Annotated in this window: 13 protein-coding genes; 10 read left to right on the top strand and 3 right to left on the bottom strand. The window is 36.3% G+C overall.

The annotated features are described in order from the left end of the window. The first annotated feature begins 189 nt into the window (after positions 1 to 189). Entirely contained in the window at positions 190 to 1,257 is a 1,068-nt protein-coding gene (locus HW347_RS09230; RefSeq protein WP_214611614.1) for a substrate-binding domain-containing protein, read from the top strand. A gap of 39 nt (positions 1,258 to 1,296) precedes the next feature. After that, positions 1,297 to 3,468 carry a T9SS type A sorting domain-containing protein gene (locus HW347_RS09235; protein ID WP_214611615.1) on the top strand — a complete coding sequence of 724 codons (2,172 nt, stop codon included), beginning with the start codon at positions 1,297 to 1,299 and terminating at the stop codon, positions 3,466 to 3,468. Between the two features lie 132 nt (positions 3,469 to 3,600). Here HW347_RS09235 and HW347_RS09240 read toward each other — a convergent pair whose 3' ends face one another. Together HW347_RS09240 and HW347_RS09245 are read right to left on the bottom strand one after the other, a co-directional pair. Beyond that, positions 3,601 to 4,929, bottom strand: coding sequence for a Gfo/Idh/MocA family protein (locus HW347_RS09240; protein ID WP_214611616.1), 1,329 nt, complete (start codon positions 4,927 to 4,929; stop codon positions 3,601 to 3,603). Further along, positions 4,929 to 6,335, bottom strand: a complete 1,407-nt coding sequence (locus HW347_RS09245; protein ID WP_394370275.1) for a 3-keto-disaccharide hydrolase — start codon at positions 6,333 to 6,335, stop codon at positions 4,929 to 4,931. The genes HW347_RS09240 and HW347_RS09245 overlap by 1 nt, the downstream gene beginning before the upstream one ends. Positions 6,336 to 6,997: 662 nt before the next feature. Here HW347_RS09245 and HW347_RS09250 point away from each other — a divergent pair. Then, positions 6,998 to 7,459: a response regulator gene (locus HW347_RS09250; protein ID WP_214611617.1), complete on the top strand. Its 462-nt coding sequence runs from the start codon at positions 6,998 to 7,000 to the stop codon at positions 7,457 to 7,459. A gap of 170 nt (positions 7,460 to 7,629) precedes the next feature. Beyond that, complete coding sequence (locus tag HW347_RS09255) at positions 7,630 to 8,178, top strand: lipid-binding SYLF domain-containing protein (RefSeq protein ID WP_214611618.1); 549 nt, start codon at positions 7,630 to 7,632, stop codon at positions 8,176 to 8,178. A gap of 111 nt (positions 8,179 to 8,289) precedes the next feature. Here HW347_RS09255 and HW347_RS09260 read toward each other — a convergent pair whose 3' ends face one another. Next, complete coding sequence (locus HW347_RS09260) at positions 8,290 to 8,685, bottom strand: response regulator (RefSeq protein ID WP_214611619.1); 396 nt, start codon at positions 8,683 to 8,685, stop codon at positions 8,290 to 8,292. Between the two features lie 458 nt (positions 8,686 to 9,143). On the opposite strand from HW347_RS09260, the gene HW347_RS09265 reads away from it, so the two are divergent. The 6 genes from HW347_RS09265 (at position 9,144) to HW347_RS09290 (ending at position 17,536) form a co-directional block, all read left to right on the top strand. Further along, a complete protein-coding gene (locus HW347_RS09265) occupies positions 9,144 to 10,940 on the top strand; it encodes an alpha-amylase family glycosyl hydrolase (protein WP_214611620.1) in 1,797 nt (598 codons plus the stop codon). 300 nt (positions 10,941 to 11,240) lie between these two features. After that, on the top strand, positions 11,241 to 11,402 hold the full coding sequence (locus tag HW347_RS09270; protein ID WP_214611621.1) for a lmo0937 family membrane protein: 162 nt from the start codon (positions 11,241 to 11,243) through the stop codon (positions 11,400 to 11,402). A 21-nt stretch (positions 11,403 to 11,423) separates the two neighbouring features. Beyond that, the gene (locus tag HW347_RS09275; protein ID WP_214611622.1) at positions 11,424 to 12,305 is read left to right on the top strand and encodes a DUF808 domain-containing protein; all 882 of its coding nucleotides are present in this window, start codon (positions 11,424 to 11,426) and stop codon (positions 12,303 to 12,305) included. Positions 12,306 to 12,732: 427 nt separating this feature from the next. Then, positions 12,733 to 13,521, top strand: coding sequence for a hypothetical protein (locus HW347_RS09280; protein WP_214611623.1), 789 nt, complete (start codon positions 12,733 to 12,735; stop codon positions 13,519 to 13,521). 248 nt (positions 13,522 to 13,769) lie between these two features. Further along, positions 13,770 to 14,552, top strand: coding sequence for a Hachiman antiphage defense system protein HamA (locus HW347_RS09285; protein ID WP_214611624.1), 783 nt, complete (start codon positions 13,770 to 13,772; stop codon positions 14,550 to 14,552). Continuing rightward, positions 14,549 to 17,536 (top strand): DEAD/DEAH box helicase, encoded by a 2,988-nt coding sequence (locus HW347_RS09290; RefSeq protein WP_214611625.1) that lies wholly within the window; start codon positions 14,549 to 14,551, stop codon positions 17,534 to 17,536. Before HW347_RS09285 ends, HW347_RS09290 begins: the two co-directional genes overlap by 4 nt. Positions 17,537 to 17,639: the final 103 nt, after the last annotated feature.

The raw sequence follows: 17,639 nt of genomic DNA on the forward strand, positions 1-17,639 counted from the left end.
AAAACACTACCTCCTCTATTGTAGCATGATTGATTACCAGAACAGTATAAAACCGTGTGCGAACACATGATAGGGCCCTGTACTTTTATAGGATTAGAATTTTACCTATATTTGACTTACAAATAATTCGACTACAACAAATTAAGACTAGTTATTTTTAAGTCGATTACTACACTATAAACTACTTTATTGAAAACGATTAAAGATATTGCCGAAGAAGCCAAGGTTTCTACAGGCACGGTAGACCGGGTAATTCATAAACGTCCTGGAGTATCTCCTAAGACCAGGGAAAAAGTTCAGAAATTACTTGATAAGTACGATTTTGAAAGGAACATTCTCGCAAGTACATTAGCCTTCAAAAAAAAGTATAGAATTGCTACTTTAATACCATCCGTCATATCTAAAAATCATTTTTGGCATGGACCACATTTAGGAATGAAATCCGCCGCAAAAGAAATACAAAAATATGGTGTAGAAACTCATAAGTTTTTCTTTGATCAATACGATTTAAAATCATACGAACAGGCGCTAGATAAAATTCTAGATTTGAAACCAAATGGAATTGTATTTGCCCCTTTCTTTTACAATACCTCATTAGCGTTCGTAGAGAAATTAAAAGAAAAAGAGATACCCTGTGTATTTATAAATATTGATTTAGACACTCCTGATAAGCTGACGTACATTGGTCAAAATGCGCTACAAAGTGGTTACCTGTGTGGCAAAATGATGAATTTAGTTACGAAGCCTGAAGAATCTGTGGCTATATTAACCTCTCAAAAAAATGTGGGTAGACATTTGGCGATAGAGACTAGAATAAAAGGCTTTCTAGATTACTTTTCTGACCATAGCAGTGATAAGCAAATCAAAAAAATAATCATCGATGATTTTGATACGGAAATGATTGAAAAAGCACTTTCCAGAGAATTAGAAAACGATGAACATATTTCTGGTATTTTCGTGCCCTCAAGTGCTATTTTTATGATTGCCAGTTTTCTTGAAAGTAGAGGTCTGAATACTATTAGGACCATTGGCTATGATACCCATATAGATAATCTTGAATACATTAGAAAAGGATCTATAGATTTCGCCATAGACCAAAACCCTTTTGAACAAGGGTATATGGGACTAAAAATACTCACAGAATACCTCCTTTTAAACAAAACACCGAAACCTAAATACAATTCGGCCATAAATATAGTTACCAAAGAAAATGTAGACTATTTTGATGTTGCAGATACTATTGAGTACGCCGTTTAGATTAAATTACCGAGTAGCATTTTACGCAGAGAGTACCCCATGAAAAAACTTCTACTATTACTTCTTTTCTTTGCCGTATGTACGGCTAATGCGCAACAATCCGTTGCCAGACAGTGGAATGAAGTATTACTAGACGCCATACGTTCTGATTATGCCAGACCAACGGTACATGCTCGTAATCTGCACCACAGTTCCGTAGTAATGTATGACGCTTGGGCACTATTTGATGATAGCGCACAAACCGTCTTTCTTGGACAGACTTATGGCAATTATGATTGTAATTTTAATGGAATTCTACAGCCAGAAAATTTAGATACTGCTCGCCATGAAATCATGAGCTATGCCCTATATAGGCTATTAATACACCGTTTTTCTACCTCTCCCGGGGCGACTGAAACCCTAAATAATGTACAAGACTTATTTCTGTCCTTTGGATACGATCCCTTGTTTATATCTACAGATTACAGCACTGGTTCTTATGCCGCTTTAGGAAACTATTTAGGCAATGAAATGATTGCTTTTGGTAACCAAGATGGTTCCAATGAAAATTTAGAATATGGCAACCAACTTTACGGACCTAGCAACCCTCCCTTGGTCCTATCAGAATACCAAGATATTACGGATATAGATCCAAACCATTGGCAGCCGCTATCATTTGACCTTTTTATAGACCAATCTGGAAATTCAGTGCCTGTGGCCATTCCCGATTTTCTAGGCCCTGAATGGGGCGCTGTTATTCCTTTTGCTTTAGATGAAGCCAACTTACAAATTAAGAATAACGGTTTTGATTCGCATTTGTATTTTGACACGCAAGCACCTCCTCTAATAGAAAATTCTATGGCAGATGGGCTTAGCGATCCGTATAAATGGAATTTTACTTTAGTAGCCGCATGGTCTGCACATTTAGACCCAGAAGACCCTACGGAAATAGATATATCACCGGCCGCATTAGGTAATGTTAATATTGACACCTACCCTACTTCATTTGAAGCGTACAAAACTTTCTATGATCTTATTGAAGGTGGAGATACGGGAAAAGGTCACAAACTTAATCCGTATACTAACCAGCCTTACGAACCTCAACTTGTAAAACGTTCGGACTATACAAGAGTCCTTGCGGAATTCTGGGCAGATGGACCCGATTCTGAAACTCCTCCCGGCCATTGGTTTACCATCTTAAATTATGTGAGCGACCATCCTTTACTTGAGAAAAAAATTAAGGGAGAAGGTTTTACCATGACCAATTTAGAATGGGACGTAAAATCTTATTTAGCCCTTGGTGGAGCCATGCATGACGCGGCTATTTCTACTTGGGGTATTAAGGGTTATTATGATTATGTCAGACCTATTTCGGCCATTAGGTATATGGCAGGCAAAGGGCAAAGTAGCAACTCTGAATTACCCAGTTTTGACCCACACGGTATTCCTCTAATCCCTAATTTAATTGATATTATTGATGAAAATGATCCATTGGCGGGACCTGCGGGAGAATTTGTTGGAGAAATCAAGATTAAGGCATGGCGAGGTCCAGATTTTATAAACGACCCAGAAAATGATGTTGCCGGTGTCGGGTGGATATTAGGAACGCATTGGTGGCCCTACCAACGGGGAACTTTTGTAACTCCTCCTTTTGCTGGTTATATTTCTGGCCATTCCACCTTTTCTAGGGCTGCCGCAGAAGTTATGACACTACTGACCGGAGATGCTTTTTTTCCTGGAGGGATGGGAACTTTTGACATTAAGGCAAATGAATTTTTGGTGTTTGAAAACGGCCCTTCCAAAGACTTAACCTTGCAATGGGCAACCTATAGAGATGCTTCTGACCAAACTAGCCTTTCCAGAATTTGGGGTGGAATTCACCCTCCTATAGACGACATTCCTGGACGATTAATGGGTGATGAAATAGGAAAGCAAGCCTTCGCTAAAGCGGAGCTTCTTTTTGGGGTTAAAACATATTCCGAGGATGGTGACGATAACGCTGTGCTGTTTCCGATACCTTTTCAACAAGAAATGAATCTAGCTACTGACATCACGGGGGAATGTACTGTGCAGCTTTATAGTTTAAACGGAGAATTATCTTTTTCCGAAAACATAAATTTCAACGAAAAATCAAAAATAGAAACTCCTAGCCTTTCTTCAGGAATGTATATTTTAACTATTACTAATAGCGATGGAACTACTGTCCACCGTCAAAAAGTAATCAGGCAATAAGTACTAACACTTATCCTTTTATCAATCCATTGATAAAACCGACATAAAAAAAGTCCGTATGAAAACTTCATACGGACTAAAAAAAACTAACAAAAAAAATCAATTAGCTCATAACCTCCTGGTTACAAAGCTTTATAATTTTGGCTCCCAACCTTGGGCATATTCCCTTTTCCAGCTGGCCATAGCCTTTTCATTATTTAAAATCTTACCCGTAGTCTGGTCAATTTTTATGGTTTCTCCTGCATCCTGAGCAATATTACCTAAATGGCACAGCATAGTTGAAATACTAGCATCCTGGATATCCGAGTGAAGGGATTTATCCGTTCTTATAGCTTCAAAGAAGTTCCCTACATGGTTTACATCTAATTGCCCCTGCCCCATTGTATTGGTAGTTGCACTTTCTGCTCCCTCTTTTTCTTCCTTTAAAAGGTTACCATCTAAATCATACAGCTTATAAAAATTACGATCTAACTGAATAATACCTTTACTACCGTAAATGGTAGCACCACGACCTGGTTGGTTTGGTATTATTTTACCACGGCTATGACCTGTCCACGTAATGAATTTATCATCTTGATACTTATAGGTAACCTGCTGGTTGTCTACGAACTGCCAATCATCATCAAAAGTGTACTTACCACCAAAAGAAGTAACACTCTCTGGAAGGTCTACACCCAATGCCCAACGGCATAAATCAATTTCATGTGTACCATTATTATGTACCTCTCCTGTACCCCAAGTCTTAAACCAGTGCCAGTTGTACGGGTGTATATTATCTCTGTAATTTTCTCTTGGTGCAGGGCCTTGCCACATATCCCAATCTAACGTATCCGGAGCAGCTATTTCATTACCTTTTCCAATAGAACCACGGTTATTACTATAATACGCCTCACCCTTATAAACTTCACCTATTACACCATCTCTAATGTCCTGCACTCCCATTATAGAAGTCTTTGCGGACCTTTGCTGGTTACCCATCTGTACTTTTTTACCGTACTTTTTATGAGCTGCTACCAACAAATCGTTCTCATAAGGGTTGTGGCTACATGGTTTTTCTACATACACGTGTTTTCCTGCCTGTAAAGCCATTATGGCCATAGGAGCATGCCAATGTTCTGGTGTGGCAATAAATACCGCATCTACATCTTTATCCTCTAAAACTTTTCTAAAATCCTTTTCATTTTTTGGGATGTAACCAATATTTTCTTGGCACCATAAATTGTGCTCTTCAAGTATAATTTCATCTACATCACAACTATAAATAATCTTAGCATTTTTTTGCTCGTGGATTGCCATTACATGTGCCTTGGCTCTACTACGAACGCCAATAATAGCACAGTTAATATGGTCGTTAGCACCAAGAATATTTGCATTGGCCATAGATGGTAAAATAAGGCCGCTAAATGATAAGGCTACTGAACCTGTTGCCGTTTTCTTTATAAAATTCCTTCTTGTCGTCATTATTTATCGGCTTTAGGTGTTTTTATTTGAATGTTTTTGAAGCTAACTCTGTCTCCGTGGTCTTGCAATAAAATTTGACCATTATCTAACTCACCAAAATTTGGCCACTTAGCATATTTACTCTCAGAAACTAACTTTCTATAGGCATCACTCTTACGGTCATACTCTAATACTTTAGCTCCGTTAAGGTAATGCTCAACGTGATTTCCTTTTGATATGATGTGTGCTGTGTTCCACTCACCAATTGCTTTAATTGGCTTCTTAGGGTCCGCTTTTATCAAGTCATAAAGAGAAGAAACCGTACGGCTACCTTCATGGTTTCCTTTTTTTGCATCTGGGTGCTTTGCATCATCTAAAATCTGATACTCCAAACCTATTGAAGAACCTTCTCCTTTATTTATATTGGTATCTACGTAATATTTAATTCCGCTATTGGCTCCTTCCGTTAATTTGAAATCGACTTTAATTTCAAAATCACCATAGTTTTCCTTGGTAACGATATCACCACCTGCAGTAGATTCTTCTCCACCGGAAGACAAGACCGTAAGGATACCATCTTTAATTTCCCAACCTTTATCTGGAAAGCTTTCTAATTTAGCTCCTCTCCAACCGTCTGTAGTAGCACCGTCCCAAAGTAATTCCCAACCTTGATCTTGTTCATTTTTAGTAAGTTTATTTGCCATATTAACTGCTGGCAAAGGGCTCTTTTCTGAATATTTAGGTAAATCGTCAGTAATGATTTTAATGTTTTTCCATACAATTTCAGTACCTGGTTTTTTATCATCATGTATAGAATGCACCTGCAAGCCAATAAATCCACTTGCCGTTTGGCTATCAATTAAATGAGATGCTGGTACCCCATTAATCCAAGTTTTTAAGGTATCACCAATAGCTTCAATGCGGTAATGATTCCAATCATTTTGTTTAAAAGCCTGCTTTGCCTTTGTATTGCTATCAGGTAGCGGGTGCAACCAACCTCTACGGGCTTCATCATAAATACCTGCACTCCAAGCACGATCAGATGGATCAATTTCTACTTGATACCCGTGTATTCTTCCATTCATATAATACGGAAAACTGTTACTACGAATCTGGATACCTGAGTTCATTGATGGATCTACTTTATAATCCAACTCCAAGATAAAATCACCATACATCTTATCAGATGTCATAAAGGAATTTGGCGTGTTGCTTACCGTTGTTCCTACGATTGTATTATCTCTAACTTCATAAATAGCTTCACCTCCTTTTTGGGTCCACCCCGTTAAGGTTTCACCATCAAAAAGTTCAGTCCATGGGGTTTCTTCTTTTTGAGCCTGACAGCTTATAAAAAAACTTGATGCCATTAACAACATTGCGCTGTTGTACCCAAAGGATTTTAATTTACTTGTGTTTAAATACTTCATTTTCAATTGTTCTAAGTTGTTTTGATATTTATGATTACCTTGAATACAGCCTATTCTCCTTTACTACATTATGTTTCTAATTCAAATATAAATTTGACTTAAGATTACAAGCTTTTAAAAATAATTACCCATTCCGCAAAATAACAATTATCAGCAACCACGCTTCACAACTACTATTAGCTGCTTAAAATCAATTATTTGATTAAAAAAATCAATCCTATTTTGCAATAAAAAGTAAGAACTTTATTTTACGAATATAATTTCCCAACCTCAAATAACCTAGTAAAAAGTCTTAAAATGTGTGCGCACACAGATAACAATCGTGTTCGGACACGAGATAAATATTAAGATTACGTTAGAAATACCTCAAATAATTACCGATTACGCATTTTAATCACAACTCCATCAGTTCCTTTTGTGATACTTTTTAACTCCTCTTGACTTACCGTTTTGAAGAGAAAATCCTATTTGAGTTAATATATATTTTAATCCGTTCCTGCCATTTAGTACAAAAACAATATTTTCGCTTTCAAATTCCCCTAAAAAAAATTTAAAAAGTAAGCTCCAAAAGGGTGATACTTGACGTATATAAAAAAGTAATTATGTTTTTCCTTTAAAATCTGGGCAAGTAGTTTTAGATATACAAGCAAAGACATTATTTGATGACCAATCAAAAACAGAAAATAGATATGACTCTTAACCTTTATTTAGCGGACGATGATAAAGAGGACCGCGAATTGTTTGTGGAAGCTATTGATGAAATCAAAATAGCTACTAAAGTAACTCAGTTTGATAATGGTGTAGATCTTATGGACAATCTATTCTCTACAACAGATTTGCCGGATGCTGTTTTCTTAGATTTACACATGCCACTTATGAACGGTTTTGAGTGTTTAACAGATATTAGGAACTTTTCTAGATTTGACGGTATTAAGGTTATTGTCTACTCTACCTCTTACCTTCAAAGAGAAGTAAACCAATTGCAGGCAGATGGCGCAAACCAGTATATTCAGAAACCCTCTTCTTTTGATGACCTAAAAATTATGCTTCACAAGAGCTTATTATCTATGGTTCATAAAGATAAAGAAGAAGCTAATCCTGGCCAATTTGTTATTTTGGTTTAACTGAATTTTCACCCCATTATCTAACAGGATTATATTGACTTTAATCCTATTAATTTTGCCTCAAAAACTTCTTTTTTTTGAATCATAATTATAACTTTTAGCGCTAATCTAAGCTACGATCGCCCTGTACTTTTGTATCAGAATTAATGTTTAATCTAAATATTATTGATATGAAAATGACAAAATCTATTTTAATAGCAGCTACATTCCTTTTTACTCTAGGAGCATCCGCACAAGATAAAGATGACCAAAGGGTAATGGCAGATGCTGAGAATGCAAAAGCTAAACTACAACAGTCTAACAAAGGCCTAGACATGTTTTTTGACAATGCTTCTGGCTATGTAATTTTCCCTAATGTTGGTGAAGGCGGACTAATTGTAGGTGGTGCTTCCGGTAATGGCGTACTGTATGAAAACGGAAAAGCAGTTGGTATGGCCGATTTAAAAAAATTGGATATAGGCCTACAAGCTGGTGGACAAGCCTTAACTGAAATTATTTTCTTTGAAACTGAAGATGCTTTAGAAAGATTTAAACAAGATAAATTTGAATTTTCTGCCGAGGCTACTGCTGTAGTATTGAAAAAAGGAGTTGCTGCCAATGCAAGCTATGACGACGGTGTTGTTGTATTTGCCAAGCCAAAAAAAGGATTGATGGCTGACCTTTCTGTAGGTGGACAAAAGTTCAACTATACTGAAATGAAGAATATTACAAAGAAATAATATCTTATTTCTTAATGAAAAAGCCGGTCTAACGACCGGCTTTTTTTTATCTCCGTTTTCAAAACCTACCTCCTCGCCTACTTCAAAAAGAGACAACAAAGCAAAGTCAGATTAAAAAAGGTGTGTATTGATTATTTCTGTCAACTGCTTTTTCATTGCGTTATAAGACCTAGACTTGGTAACGAACATATTGGCTCCCAAATCCAAACAACGCAATTGGTCTTTGGGGTTACTTGTAGTAGAATACATAATTACGGGTATTTCCGTAAAATGTGTATTTTTTCTAATTCTGGTCAAACATTCCGCGCCACTAACTACAGGCATATTCAAATCTAAAAATATAATTTTGGGTAAAATGAAAATATCCCCAGTCAACCTTTTCAAAAAAGACGGTCCGTTTTCATAAGACTCCACAGGCAGCATCGGAAAAAGCTCTTCCATGGCTTCTTGAAACAACATGCGGTCGTCTTCATCATCATCAATATAAATAAGTGGTCCGGTATTCATAATTAGCTCATTATCAACATACCCTGTAAAAGTTATATAGCTGTTTTAGGGAGGCCAAAGATAACCTCCAACTTTATTCAACAATCACCATACTAGATAATTAGCAAATATTTATTGTTCTGATAAAATCATTGGCAATTCTTAATTAAAAAACAGTATCAAGGCCCTAAAACGCCTATCTAGGGTATTATTTTACTAATTCTTCAATTCTCTCCAATCCTAAGCTGTAAGTATTGCCTTCAGATTACTAAAGATTTATATATTTCACCCTCTTTTATCAGCTCTATCTATAAAAATGAATACAAAATTACAAGTACCGTTATCAGCCATTTATAGGGTTAATATTTAGCGGATTAGGGTTATTTATAAGCCCTCCTTTTTTACCTACTAATTCCGTTTCAATGTATTTTTGATAAGACACTTATGAGCTCCTTTTGCTTATAAAAAATACGAATATTATGGAAACTATTTTAAATAAAAGTGCGGGTATGGGAGCCATCTTAACAGATGATGCGTCTACTACCTTTAGAGTTTGGGCACCCAATGCCGATAAAGTTTTTGTTATTGGCGATTTTAACGATTGGAAAAAAGACGAGTTTGAACTGGAACTAGAGGATAATGGCTATTGGGCCGGCGTTACCGAAAAATGTAAAGAGGGCGACGAATACAAATTCCTAATCATAAACGGTAAGAACGAGTATGAACGTAACGACCCCTATGCCGTAGAGGTTACCAATAGTAATGGTAATTCTATTGCAAGGAAGCTAGATTTTGATTGGGAGGGAGACGATTTTCAAATTCCAAATTGGAACGAGCTGGTTATCTACGAGCTACATGTGGGTACTTTTAACCGTAAAAAACCGGATCAGGTAGGTACGTTTGAAGATGTTATTGAGAAACTACCTTATTTAAAAAAACTGGGCATTAACTGTATAGAATTACTGCCCGTAGCAGAATTTGCAGGTGGAATTTCTTGGGGCTACAACCCAGCGCATCCTTTTGCTATTGAACAAGATTACGGCGGGCCGGATGGATTTGCTAAATTGATAAAAGAGGCACATAAACAAGGTATTGCCGTTATTATGGACGTGGTGTACAACCATTTTGGACCTTCGGATATAGCCCTTTGGCAATTTGATGGGTGGAGCGAAAATGATAAAGGTGGTATCTATTTTTATAATGATTACCGTTCGGAAACCCCATGGGGAGATACCCGACCTGATTATGGCCGGACCGAAGTAAGGAAATACATTGCGGACAATGCTATCTTCTGGATAGAACAATACCGTTGTGATGGTCTCCGTATGGATGCCACTTCATATATTAGGTTTGAAGGTGGTGGTTTGGGAATGGATACGGAAATAAACGAAGGGAATATCCTTATGCGTGATATTAACATGCAAATTCAATCTAAATACCCACATGTATTGACCATTGCCGAAGACCTAAAAGGTGATGATAAAGTAACGGACGGTTCTGAATATGGTGGTTTGGGTTACGGCTCCCAGTGGGATATGAATTTTGTACATCCCGTTCGTGAGGTACTTACCATGATTAATGACTCAGATAGAGACCTTCAACAAATTGTGAACGCCCTTACCTACAGTTATAGTGGTGATGCTTTTAGAAGAATTGTTTATACGGAATCTCATGATGAAGTTGCCAATGGCAAAGCACGTGTTCCAGAAGAAATTCAGCCGGGAGATGCAGAAAGTCCGTTTGCTAAAAAACGTGCTATTTTGGGTATTGTTCTTACCCTAACCGCTCCGGGAATTCCTATGCTGTTCCAGGGTCAGGAATTTATTGAAGATGAATATTTTCAGGATACGGAAGCATTGGATTGGGGAAAACTAGATAAGCTTAAAGGCATTAATAAACTATCTACGGACCTCATTGCACTTAGAACCGGAAAAGCAGAACGCACCAACGGACTGCGCGGGCAACAGATAGAAATTGTTCACTTTAACCAAGACACCAAAATCCTTGCCTATGTCCGTAGTAGGGATGCTGATGATAATGAGCCTGTTCTGGTCATTCTAAACTTTGGAAACAAGGCTTTTGAAGAATACGGAATTGGCGTTGCCAAAGATGCAGAATGGAAATTACGTTTCAATAGCACTTGGAAAGGCTATGATGAAGATTTCTCCGAACTAGAGGTGGAAGGCATGGAAAAAGTAGAAGAACCAACGGACGAAAAACCGTTCACTGGTCAAATTACCATTCCTGCTTACGCAGCGCTCATTTATACGAAATAAGCACAAGTACGGTTTACGGAAGTATATAGAACTGCCCCATGGCGCCAGTACATTTTACTTGGAGTTATGGGGCAGTTTTTTAATGCCTTAACGTCTCTGGCAACCTCCTACTCCACTTGAAAACCCATTGCAATGGAATCCATCAAAAAAGAAACGGATAGCGGCTATTCTCCTCAAAACAGGCCATTATCTTAGTGTTATGTTTAACCTGTGTTCAAAAACACTCCACTTTAAAAATTCAAGAATGAAGTGCAAAATGCCCGTTTTGGGCCCTGAACACCATAAAAAAGAGAGAAAAACATGAAATATCTTATATATAGTATCATAATAGTGTTGATTATTGGATGGATTTTAGGATTTTTGGTCTTTCAGATTTTAGGAGGCCTAATTCACCTTTTATTGGTACTGGCCGTAATCCTAATTATCTATAACTGGTTTATAGGTCAGAAAAATAAAGAATAATTAAAAAGCACCCCTTTAGCTATGGCCTCAGGATTTTTTGCGTTACTAGATGATATTGCTGCACTTATGGATGATGTGGCGGCTATGAGTAAAATTACGGCCAAGAAAACGGCCGGTATTCTAGGAGATGATTTGGCAGTAAATGCGGAGAAAGCCTCCGGTTTTATGTCCGATCGTGAAATTCCTGTGCTTTGGGCCATCTCCAAAGGTTCCATGATCAATAAAATTATTATTCTGCCTATTGCCTTTCTGTTAAGTTACCTATTGCCCCCCGCTATTATTGTAGCGCTGGTGTTAGGTGGACTCTATTTGGCATATGAAGGAGCCGAAAAAATCTATGAGGTTTTTGTACCGCACCATGATGCCGCACATGAAACCTTGAATACAGAAATGACCGAAGCAGATATTCTTGCTTTGGAAAAAGTACGCGTAAAAGCAGCCATTGTAACAGATTTTATACTCTCCGTAGAGATTGTTATCATAGCCTTGGGCTCCGTGGCAGATGAGCCGTTAAATATTCAAATACCCGTAGTTTCGCTAATTGCATTAATTGCCACCGTTGGTGTGTATGGTATTGTAGCCATGATTGTACGTATGGATGAATTTGGCCTTAAACTCATTAACCTTAATGAGCAGGATAATAGCTTTTCTGATTATGTAGGCAGGTTCTTGGTAGGTGCCTTACCATGGGTTATAAAAAGTCTATCTGTTATTGGTACTATTGCGCTCCTATTGGTTGCCGGTGGTATTTTTGTACATAACATTCATTTCTTCCATGACCTTTTACCACAATTACCGGACATTGTTAAAGAATTTCTAGTAGGCCTTGGCGTAGGTTTGGTAGTCTTGGCAGGCGTTAAATTAGTAATGAAGGTGATTAGCCTTTTTAAGAAGAAGAAGTAACCGCACTACCCAACTTGGAATTGTTTCTTATTTTTTATTTTTTGCTTTTCAGCGGATGTTTTATGGGCTGTAAGCCGATGATGCTTGTTGCCCAATACGCTAGAGGTGATTTTCATTTTAGGCCGAAGCTTTCTTGCAGATTTCTAACTCCAGATTTCTTTTTAAATAAACTTTCCTCAAAAATTGACGTATGACCCCCTTACGTCGATAAATTCCTACACTTTAACGAATAGTGTTATTCTTACACTATACTTACGGATTTCTGTAATCGTATTTTGATTAGTATTGTGATCTTTATAGATGAATATAAAAGGTAAAGAAAACTACATAAAATAGCTAGTTTCTTTTTACCGCTAGATTAGAGATATAAAGCAACTAGTTGTTTTTTATAATTGTTGGCTACAATCTAAAAACCATCGCAAATTAAATGAGTGAATTAACTAAAAATATGAATCAGATGTTATTTGAAATCGATAAAAAGCGATGGGTTTCACTTTCAAAAGATTCAGCGAAAGATTTGTTCAAAGCAAAAGATAAACTTAGGGCATTTGGTTTAATTGAAAGACAAGGTAAATATTCTTGGAAATTGACTCGAAGTGGATATGAGGCTGTTGAATTTGGCGGTTTCGAGGAATGGCTTTCTCAAAATCAAACTGACCAAAATCAAAAAATTCAGCAGAATTATAATGCAGAAAATATAACAGTCACGAATGATAACTCAAGTACAATAAAACACTCTGATGGAAATGAAGTGCAACAAGAGCCTATTATTAAAAGAATAATCATAGGTGTATTAATTATAATTATTGCTGGAGTAGCAATGATTTATGTCAAAGATTATTTCTTTACAAATACTGAAGATGATTTTAATAGCAACAATACAACTCAACCGATTTCAGTAGTATTTCAAGGCGGAGAAAATGCTGAAGTCAGATATTCAGTAAATCTCTCGTTAATCGACTCTTTAATTTTGAATACAGTTAAGCGTTTCGGAAGTCAAGAAAAGTCTAGTGAATATATTGCTTTGAAAATAAAGAATCAGATTATATCAACATTAGAATCGACGACTTTAGAAATTGCAAGACAGAAAAGAGATTCTCTTTCTGAAAGTATAATTGCTAAAACAATTGACGAACAAATGTATAGCGGATACAAAATAAGTACATTGAACTTGAATGAGATAAAGACTGTAGCTAACAATGTATTTAAAAAATAGCGAAAATCATTGCTTACACTAAGGTTTTGGCATTTTTGGAAAGTCGCCAAATTTTTAAATTTGACGATTTCCAATAAAAAAATAAATAGTAAAATTTAAAAATTCGGCTTGTGTGTTCCGAAAGTTAGCGTTTGTTTTCAACGCTACTTTTCATATGCAAACCGTTGTGCAACATTGAATAAGTGAAACAATAGAAATTTTTAATCGAATGGAGTCTAATTGAATGATTCAAATGGCAAAATCAAAACATGGATGTACTGAGATATTTTAATGAGGTTGCTGGAGAAGCACTAGTTCGATTTACTCTAAATGAAGATGAAAGGCAAGACTTTTTAGACAGTTTACCAGAGGATTTTTACATCAATTATATTAGCAAAAGTGAATTAGAAAGTCAGTCGCAAGCGAACGAACTACCTCAACATGATTTTTTTAATCAATTCAAAATTCCTGAAATACCGGAGTATGCAAACATTCGTTCAGGTGATTTTGGAGAAATGCTCTGTTTTGTTTTACTAAAAAACAAAGGTCAAGAAAAAGGGGTTTGGCTTGTTGGTCCTAGGAAATGGAGATGGAAGGGAGATAAAAATAAAGCTTGTCACGGTTCTGATGTAGTCGTGTTTCATCGACATGGACATACTCCTTCGGATAAAGACGGAATAGAAGCAGTAGAGTCAAAAATGAAATCTTTAGCAAGTAAAGGTGCACCAATACAAAACGCTATAAATGGAGCTATAGATGATAAGATTAAACGTCTAGCTAAAACACTTAATTGGATTCATGATAGGCTTGCCACTGAAGGAAAACCGCGACTACGTGAAGCTATCAATCGATACCGATTTCTTGACAAACACCCTACTTATTATAAGAAATTTCATGCGATTGCCATTATCGATGATGACCTTGTTGAAGTTGAAATAGCCAAAGAAGTTCATTTGAGCGATGATGAAATTGAAGTGTCAGTAATCAGTATGCAAAATCTCAAAGGTGCTTATGAAGCCACTTTTCGTGCAATAATTAATCATTTACAATGAGTCTTAATATCCGATTAAACCTTTGGATTGCCCAATCAGAATCTTGGCAGGCATTTAAAGATTTTGACTTACCTCAAGATGACCGCGCGAATTATTCCTTCCTCCCAATTTTTGATGATTTTTATATCACATTATTTTGTAGAGCATTTGATCTTTTAAAGCAAAATGAACTTACTGAAGAACAAAAGAAAGACATACTTGCTATTGGAAGCGGATTGGTTATTTTCTCTCTAGAAGGTAAACGAGAAACGTTTCATGGAATAAGTTTTCATGACAATATGCTTTACGCATCAAGCATGTATTATTTATCTGACTTTCCCGCATCCGCTTTATTGCTTGCGCGTAAATTTAACGAGACAGATTATGACTATCCAACAGATAAATTTATAGTTGAATTCTTAACTCGAAAATTATCTGCTCATAACGAATTAAGTCAATTCGTTCAAAGATTCTTGTCTGATGGTGAAGAACAGGAGTTAATAACTCTTGAGAAAGATTTAAAAAATAAAATTATTTTAGAAGATAACAACGCTGAAAGGTATCACTCTTCAATACTTGCATCCTCCATTCTACATACATTTCGAAGAGATAATATTTGGTTCGATTTATTACAACTTATAGATGATAAAGAATATTGGAAGCCATTTGTTCAGTATTCTCTTAAACGTCCTGTGCCAGTTTGGAGTTTCTTTCCTTCTCAAAAGCGTGCCTTAGCTGCTGGTGTATTAAGCAATCAAACCGTTTCACTTCAAATGCCTACAAGTGCTGGAAAAACTGCTATCAGTGAATTAGTAATCTACAATGCTTGGAAAATTAATTCAGAACATAAGACACTTTACTTAGCTCCATTTCGATCACTTGCTGCTGAATTGAATCAAAGTATGGGTAAGCATCTTCGAAGTTTGAATATTAAGACTAAAAGCATTTATGGTGGTCATTTACCTAATACTGACGAACAAGAAGCTATAGAGTCCGTGAACTTATTAGTTTCAACTCCCGAAAAAATGTTGGCGGTAGAAGACGCATTACCTAAGATTCTTGACACTTTTGATACTATAATTTGTGATGAAGGTCATTTACTAGATGATAAACAGAGAGGTTTAAGCTACGAATTACTATTATCTAGACTAAAATCTCATAAAAAACCTGGTAGACGTTTTGTTTTTATTTCTGCTATAATTCCAAATATTAGTACTATAAACAGTTGGTTAGGAGGTACAGATGAAACTGTTATAGATTCGGACTACAGACCTACTCAACTTGAATATGGTTTTTTGGAAAAAGGTTCAAAAGGCAATTTTAACTTGATAGTAAACCCACTTTCAACATATCCAATTCGATACGATTTATATAGATATTTAGTAGCTGACTCTTTAAAATTTCACTCTGATGATCAATTAAAGTCAACTAGCAGCCTAAAAAGCATTTCATCAGCGGTAGCGCTGCGCGCATTACCTTCAGGAGCGGTTGCACTCTTCACTACAGAAAAACGAGGACATCGAGGTGTAGAAGATTTAGGAGAAGAAATTATAAGACAAACTAACGAGCATATTCAAGTGAATTACCCGATAGATTATGCAGAAGCTGAACACACTGAGAAATTACAAGCCTACTTTTCTGAAGTGTTTGGTCAGGATTACCTTCTTACAAGGTTAGTTGAAAAAGGAGCACTTTTTCATCATGGAGATTTACCCCAAGACGTACGTGAAGTAATCGAAGATGCCTTAAGGGAGGAAAAAGTGAGAATGGTAATTTGTAATACCACTTTAGCTGAAGGAGTGAACCTCCCTATTAGAACAATGGTTTTACATAGTACCCAACGTATGGGACCAAACAAAAGACCAGTTTCAATGACTGTGAGAAGTTTGAAAAACTTAGTTGGTAGAGCTGGAAGAGCTGGAAAAGAAACTAAAGGATTAATCATTGTACCACATAAACGAGATCAAGGTCTTGTTAAACAGTTGATTCGCGAGGAAGGTGTAGAACAAGTAAACGGGATGTTGTATAATCTGATTAGTGAGATAACTGGCGTTTTGAGAAGCAAAGGAATTGAACTTACAAATGAAATCCTTGATGCTCAAAATGAAGAATTTCTTCAATGGCTTGATTCAATTGATATTTCACTAATTGATTTGCTTTCTGAAGACATTGACCCCGAGGAACTTGAACAAGTAGTTAGCAACATGCTCTCAAATACTCTGAGCCATCATCAGGCTTCTGAAGAAGAAAAACAAACACAAGAACAATTATTTAATTTACGTGCCAATAAAATTAGAAGTTACATAGAAGAGGGGAAATTCGCTCAAATTCGTCTATCTGGTACTTCGCTTAGAAGTTTTCAATCAATATCTGAAATTTTCGATTTTGAAAATGAAATTTGGACAAAGAAATTCAATTCACCTTTAGACGAGGATTGGATAAATTATTTAATCGTAGAAGGGTTGCTCCCTTCTAAAGAATTTCAAAGCGCACTTGATAAATTCAACGTTTGGACTATGAAAGAAGGAAATGAGCTATCTAATGAGGATATTCTCAAGGCATTTCAGCTTTGGATGGAAGGCAACTGGTATAGTCAAATTGCCCTTGCTTTAAATACAGACGTTTATAAGGTAATTCGTTTAATAAACAGTCTTATTGCTTATAATTTACAAACATTAGCATCCTCTGTAATACGAATCAAAATGGCGAAAGACAAGGATTATAAGCCAAACTCACTAATTTTCAATTGGCCTTTATTTTTGCAGTATGGTATTGATACAAAAATGAAATTAATTCTTTACGAGTTGGGATTAACTGATAGAGTTGCGGTACTTCACCTTAGTAGAGTTCTTCAAAGCATGGAAATTGAAATAAGTGATGATAATGTGTTGGCTGCGACAATACTTGAAAAAGTTGAAGTAATTAAAGCTGAATTAATAGACAAAATTCCATTTATTGCTTTTGACAAGATTGATCGATTTATACAACTTTTAAAATTTAGATAAATAAAAAGTTACACAACAAAGAACTGAGGTGAAAAACAAACAAATTCCCTACCTGTCCTACCTCCAACAGCCAAACCATTGGAAATTATTAGCACCAAACTTT

The sequence above is a fragment of the Zobellia barbeyronii genome (assembly GCF_018603515.1).
Lineage (GTDB): Bacteria > Bacteroidota > Bacteroidia > Flavobacteriales > Flavobacteriaceae > Zobellia > Zobellia barbeyronii.

What these genes read in the sequence shown, in the direction of transcription:
- HW347_RS09235 (WP_214611615.1), top strand. Translation starts at nt 1,297, where the DNA reads ATGAAAAAACTTCTACTATTACTTCTTTTCTTTGCCGTATGTACGGCT.
- HW347_RS09240 (WP_214611616.1), bottom strand. Translation starts at nt 4,929, where the DNA reads ATGACGACAAGAAGGAATTTTATAAAGAAAACGGCAACAGGTTCAGTA.
- HW347_RS09245 (WP_394370275.1), bottom strand. Translation starts at nt 6,335, where the DNA reads ATGAAGTATTTAAACACAAGTAAATTAAAATCCTTTGGGTACAACAGC.
- HW347_RS09250 (WP_214611617.1), top strand. Translation starts at nt 6,998, where the DNA reads ATGACCAATCAAAAACAGAAAATAGATATGACTCTTAACCTTTATTTA.
- HW347_RS09255 (WP_214611618.1), top strand. Translation starts at nt 7,630, where the DNA reads ATGAAAATGACAAAATCTATTTTAATAGCAGCTACATTCCTTTTTACT.
- HW347_RS09260 (WP_214611619.1), bottom strand. Translation starts at nt 8,685, where the DNA reads ATGAATACCGGACCACTTATTTATATTGATGATGATGAAGACGACCGC.
- HW347_RS09265 (WP_214611620.1), top strand. Translation starts at nt 9,144, where the DNA reads ATGGAAACTATTTTAAATAAAAGTGCGGGTATGGGAGCCATCTTAACA.
- HW347_RS09270 (WP_214611621.1), top strand. Translation starts at nt 11,241, where the DNA reads ATGAAATATCTTATATATAGTATCATAATAGTGTTGATTATTGGATGG.
- HW347_RS09275 (WP_214611622.1), top strand. Translation starts at nt 11,424, where the DNA reads ATGGCCTCAGGATTTTTTGCGTTACTAGATGATATTGCTGCACTTATG.
- HW347_RS09280 (WP_214611623.1), top strand. Translation starts at nt 12,733, where the DNA reads ATGAGTGAATTAACTAAAAATATGAATCAGATGTTATTTGAAATCGAT.
- HW347_RS09285 (WP_214611624.1), top strand. Translation starts at nt 13,770, where the DNA reads ATGGATGTACTGAGATATTTTAATGAGGTTGCTGGAGAAGCACTAGTT.
- HW347_RS09290 (WP_214611625.1), top strand. Translation starts at nt 14,549, where the DNA reads ATGAGTCTTAATATCCGATTAAACCTTTGGATTGCCCAATCAGAATCT.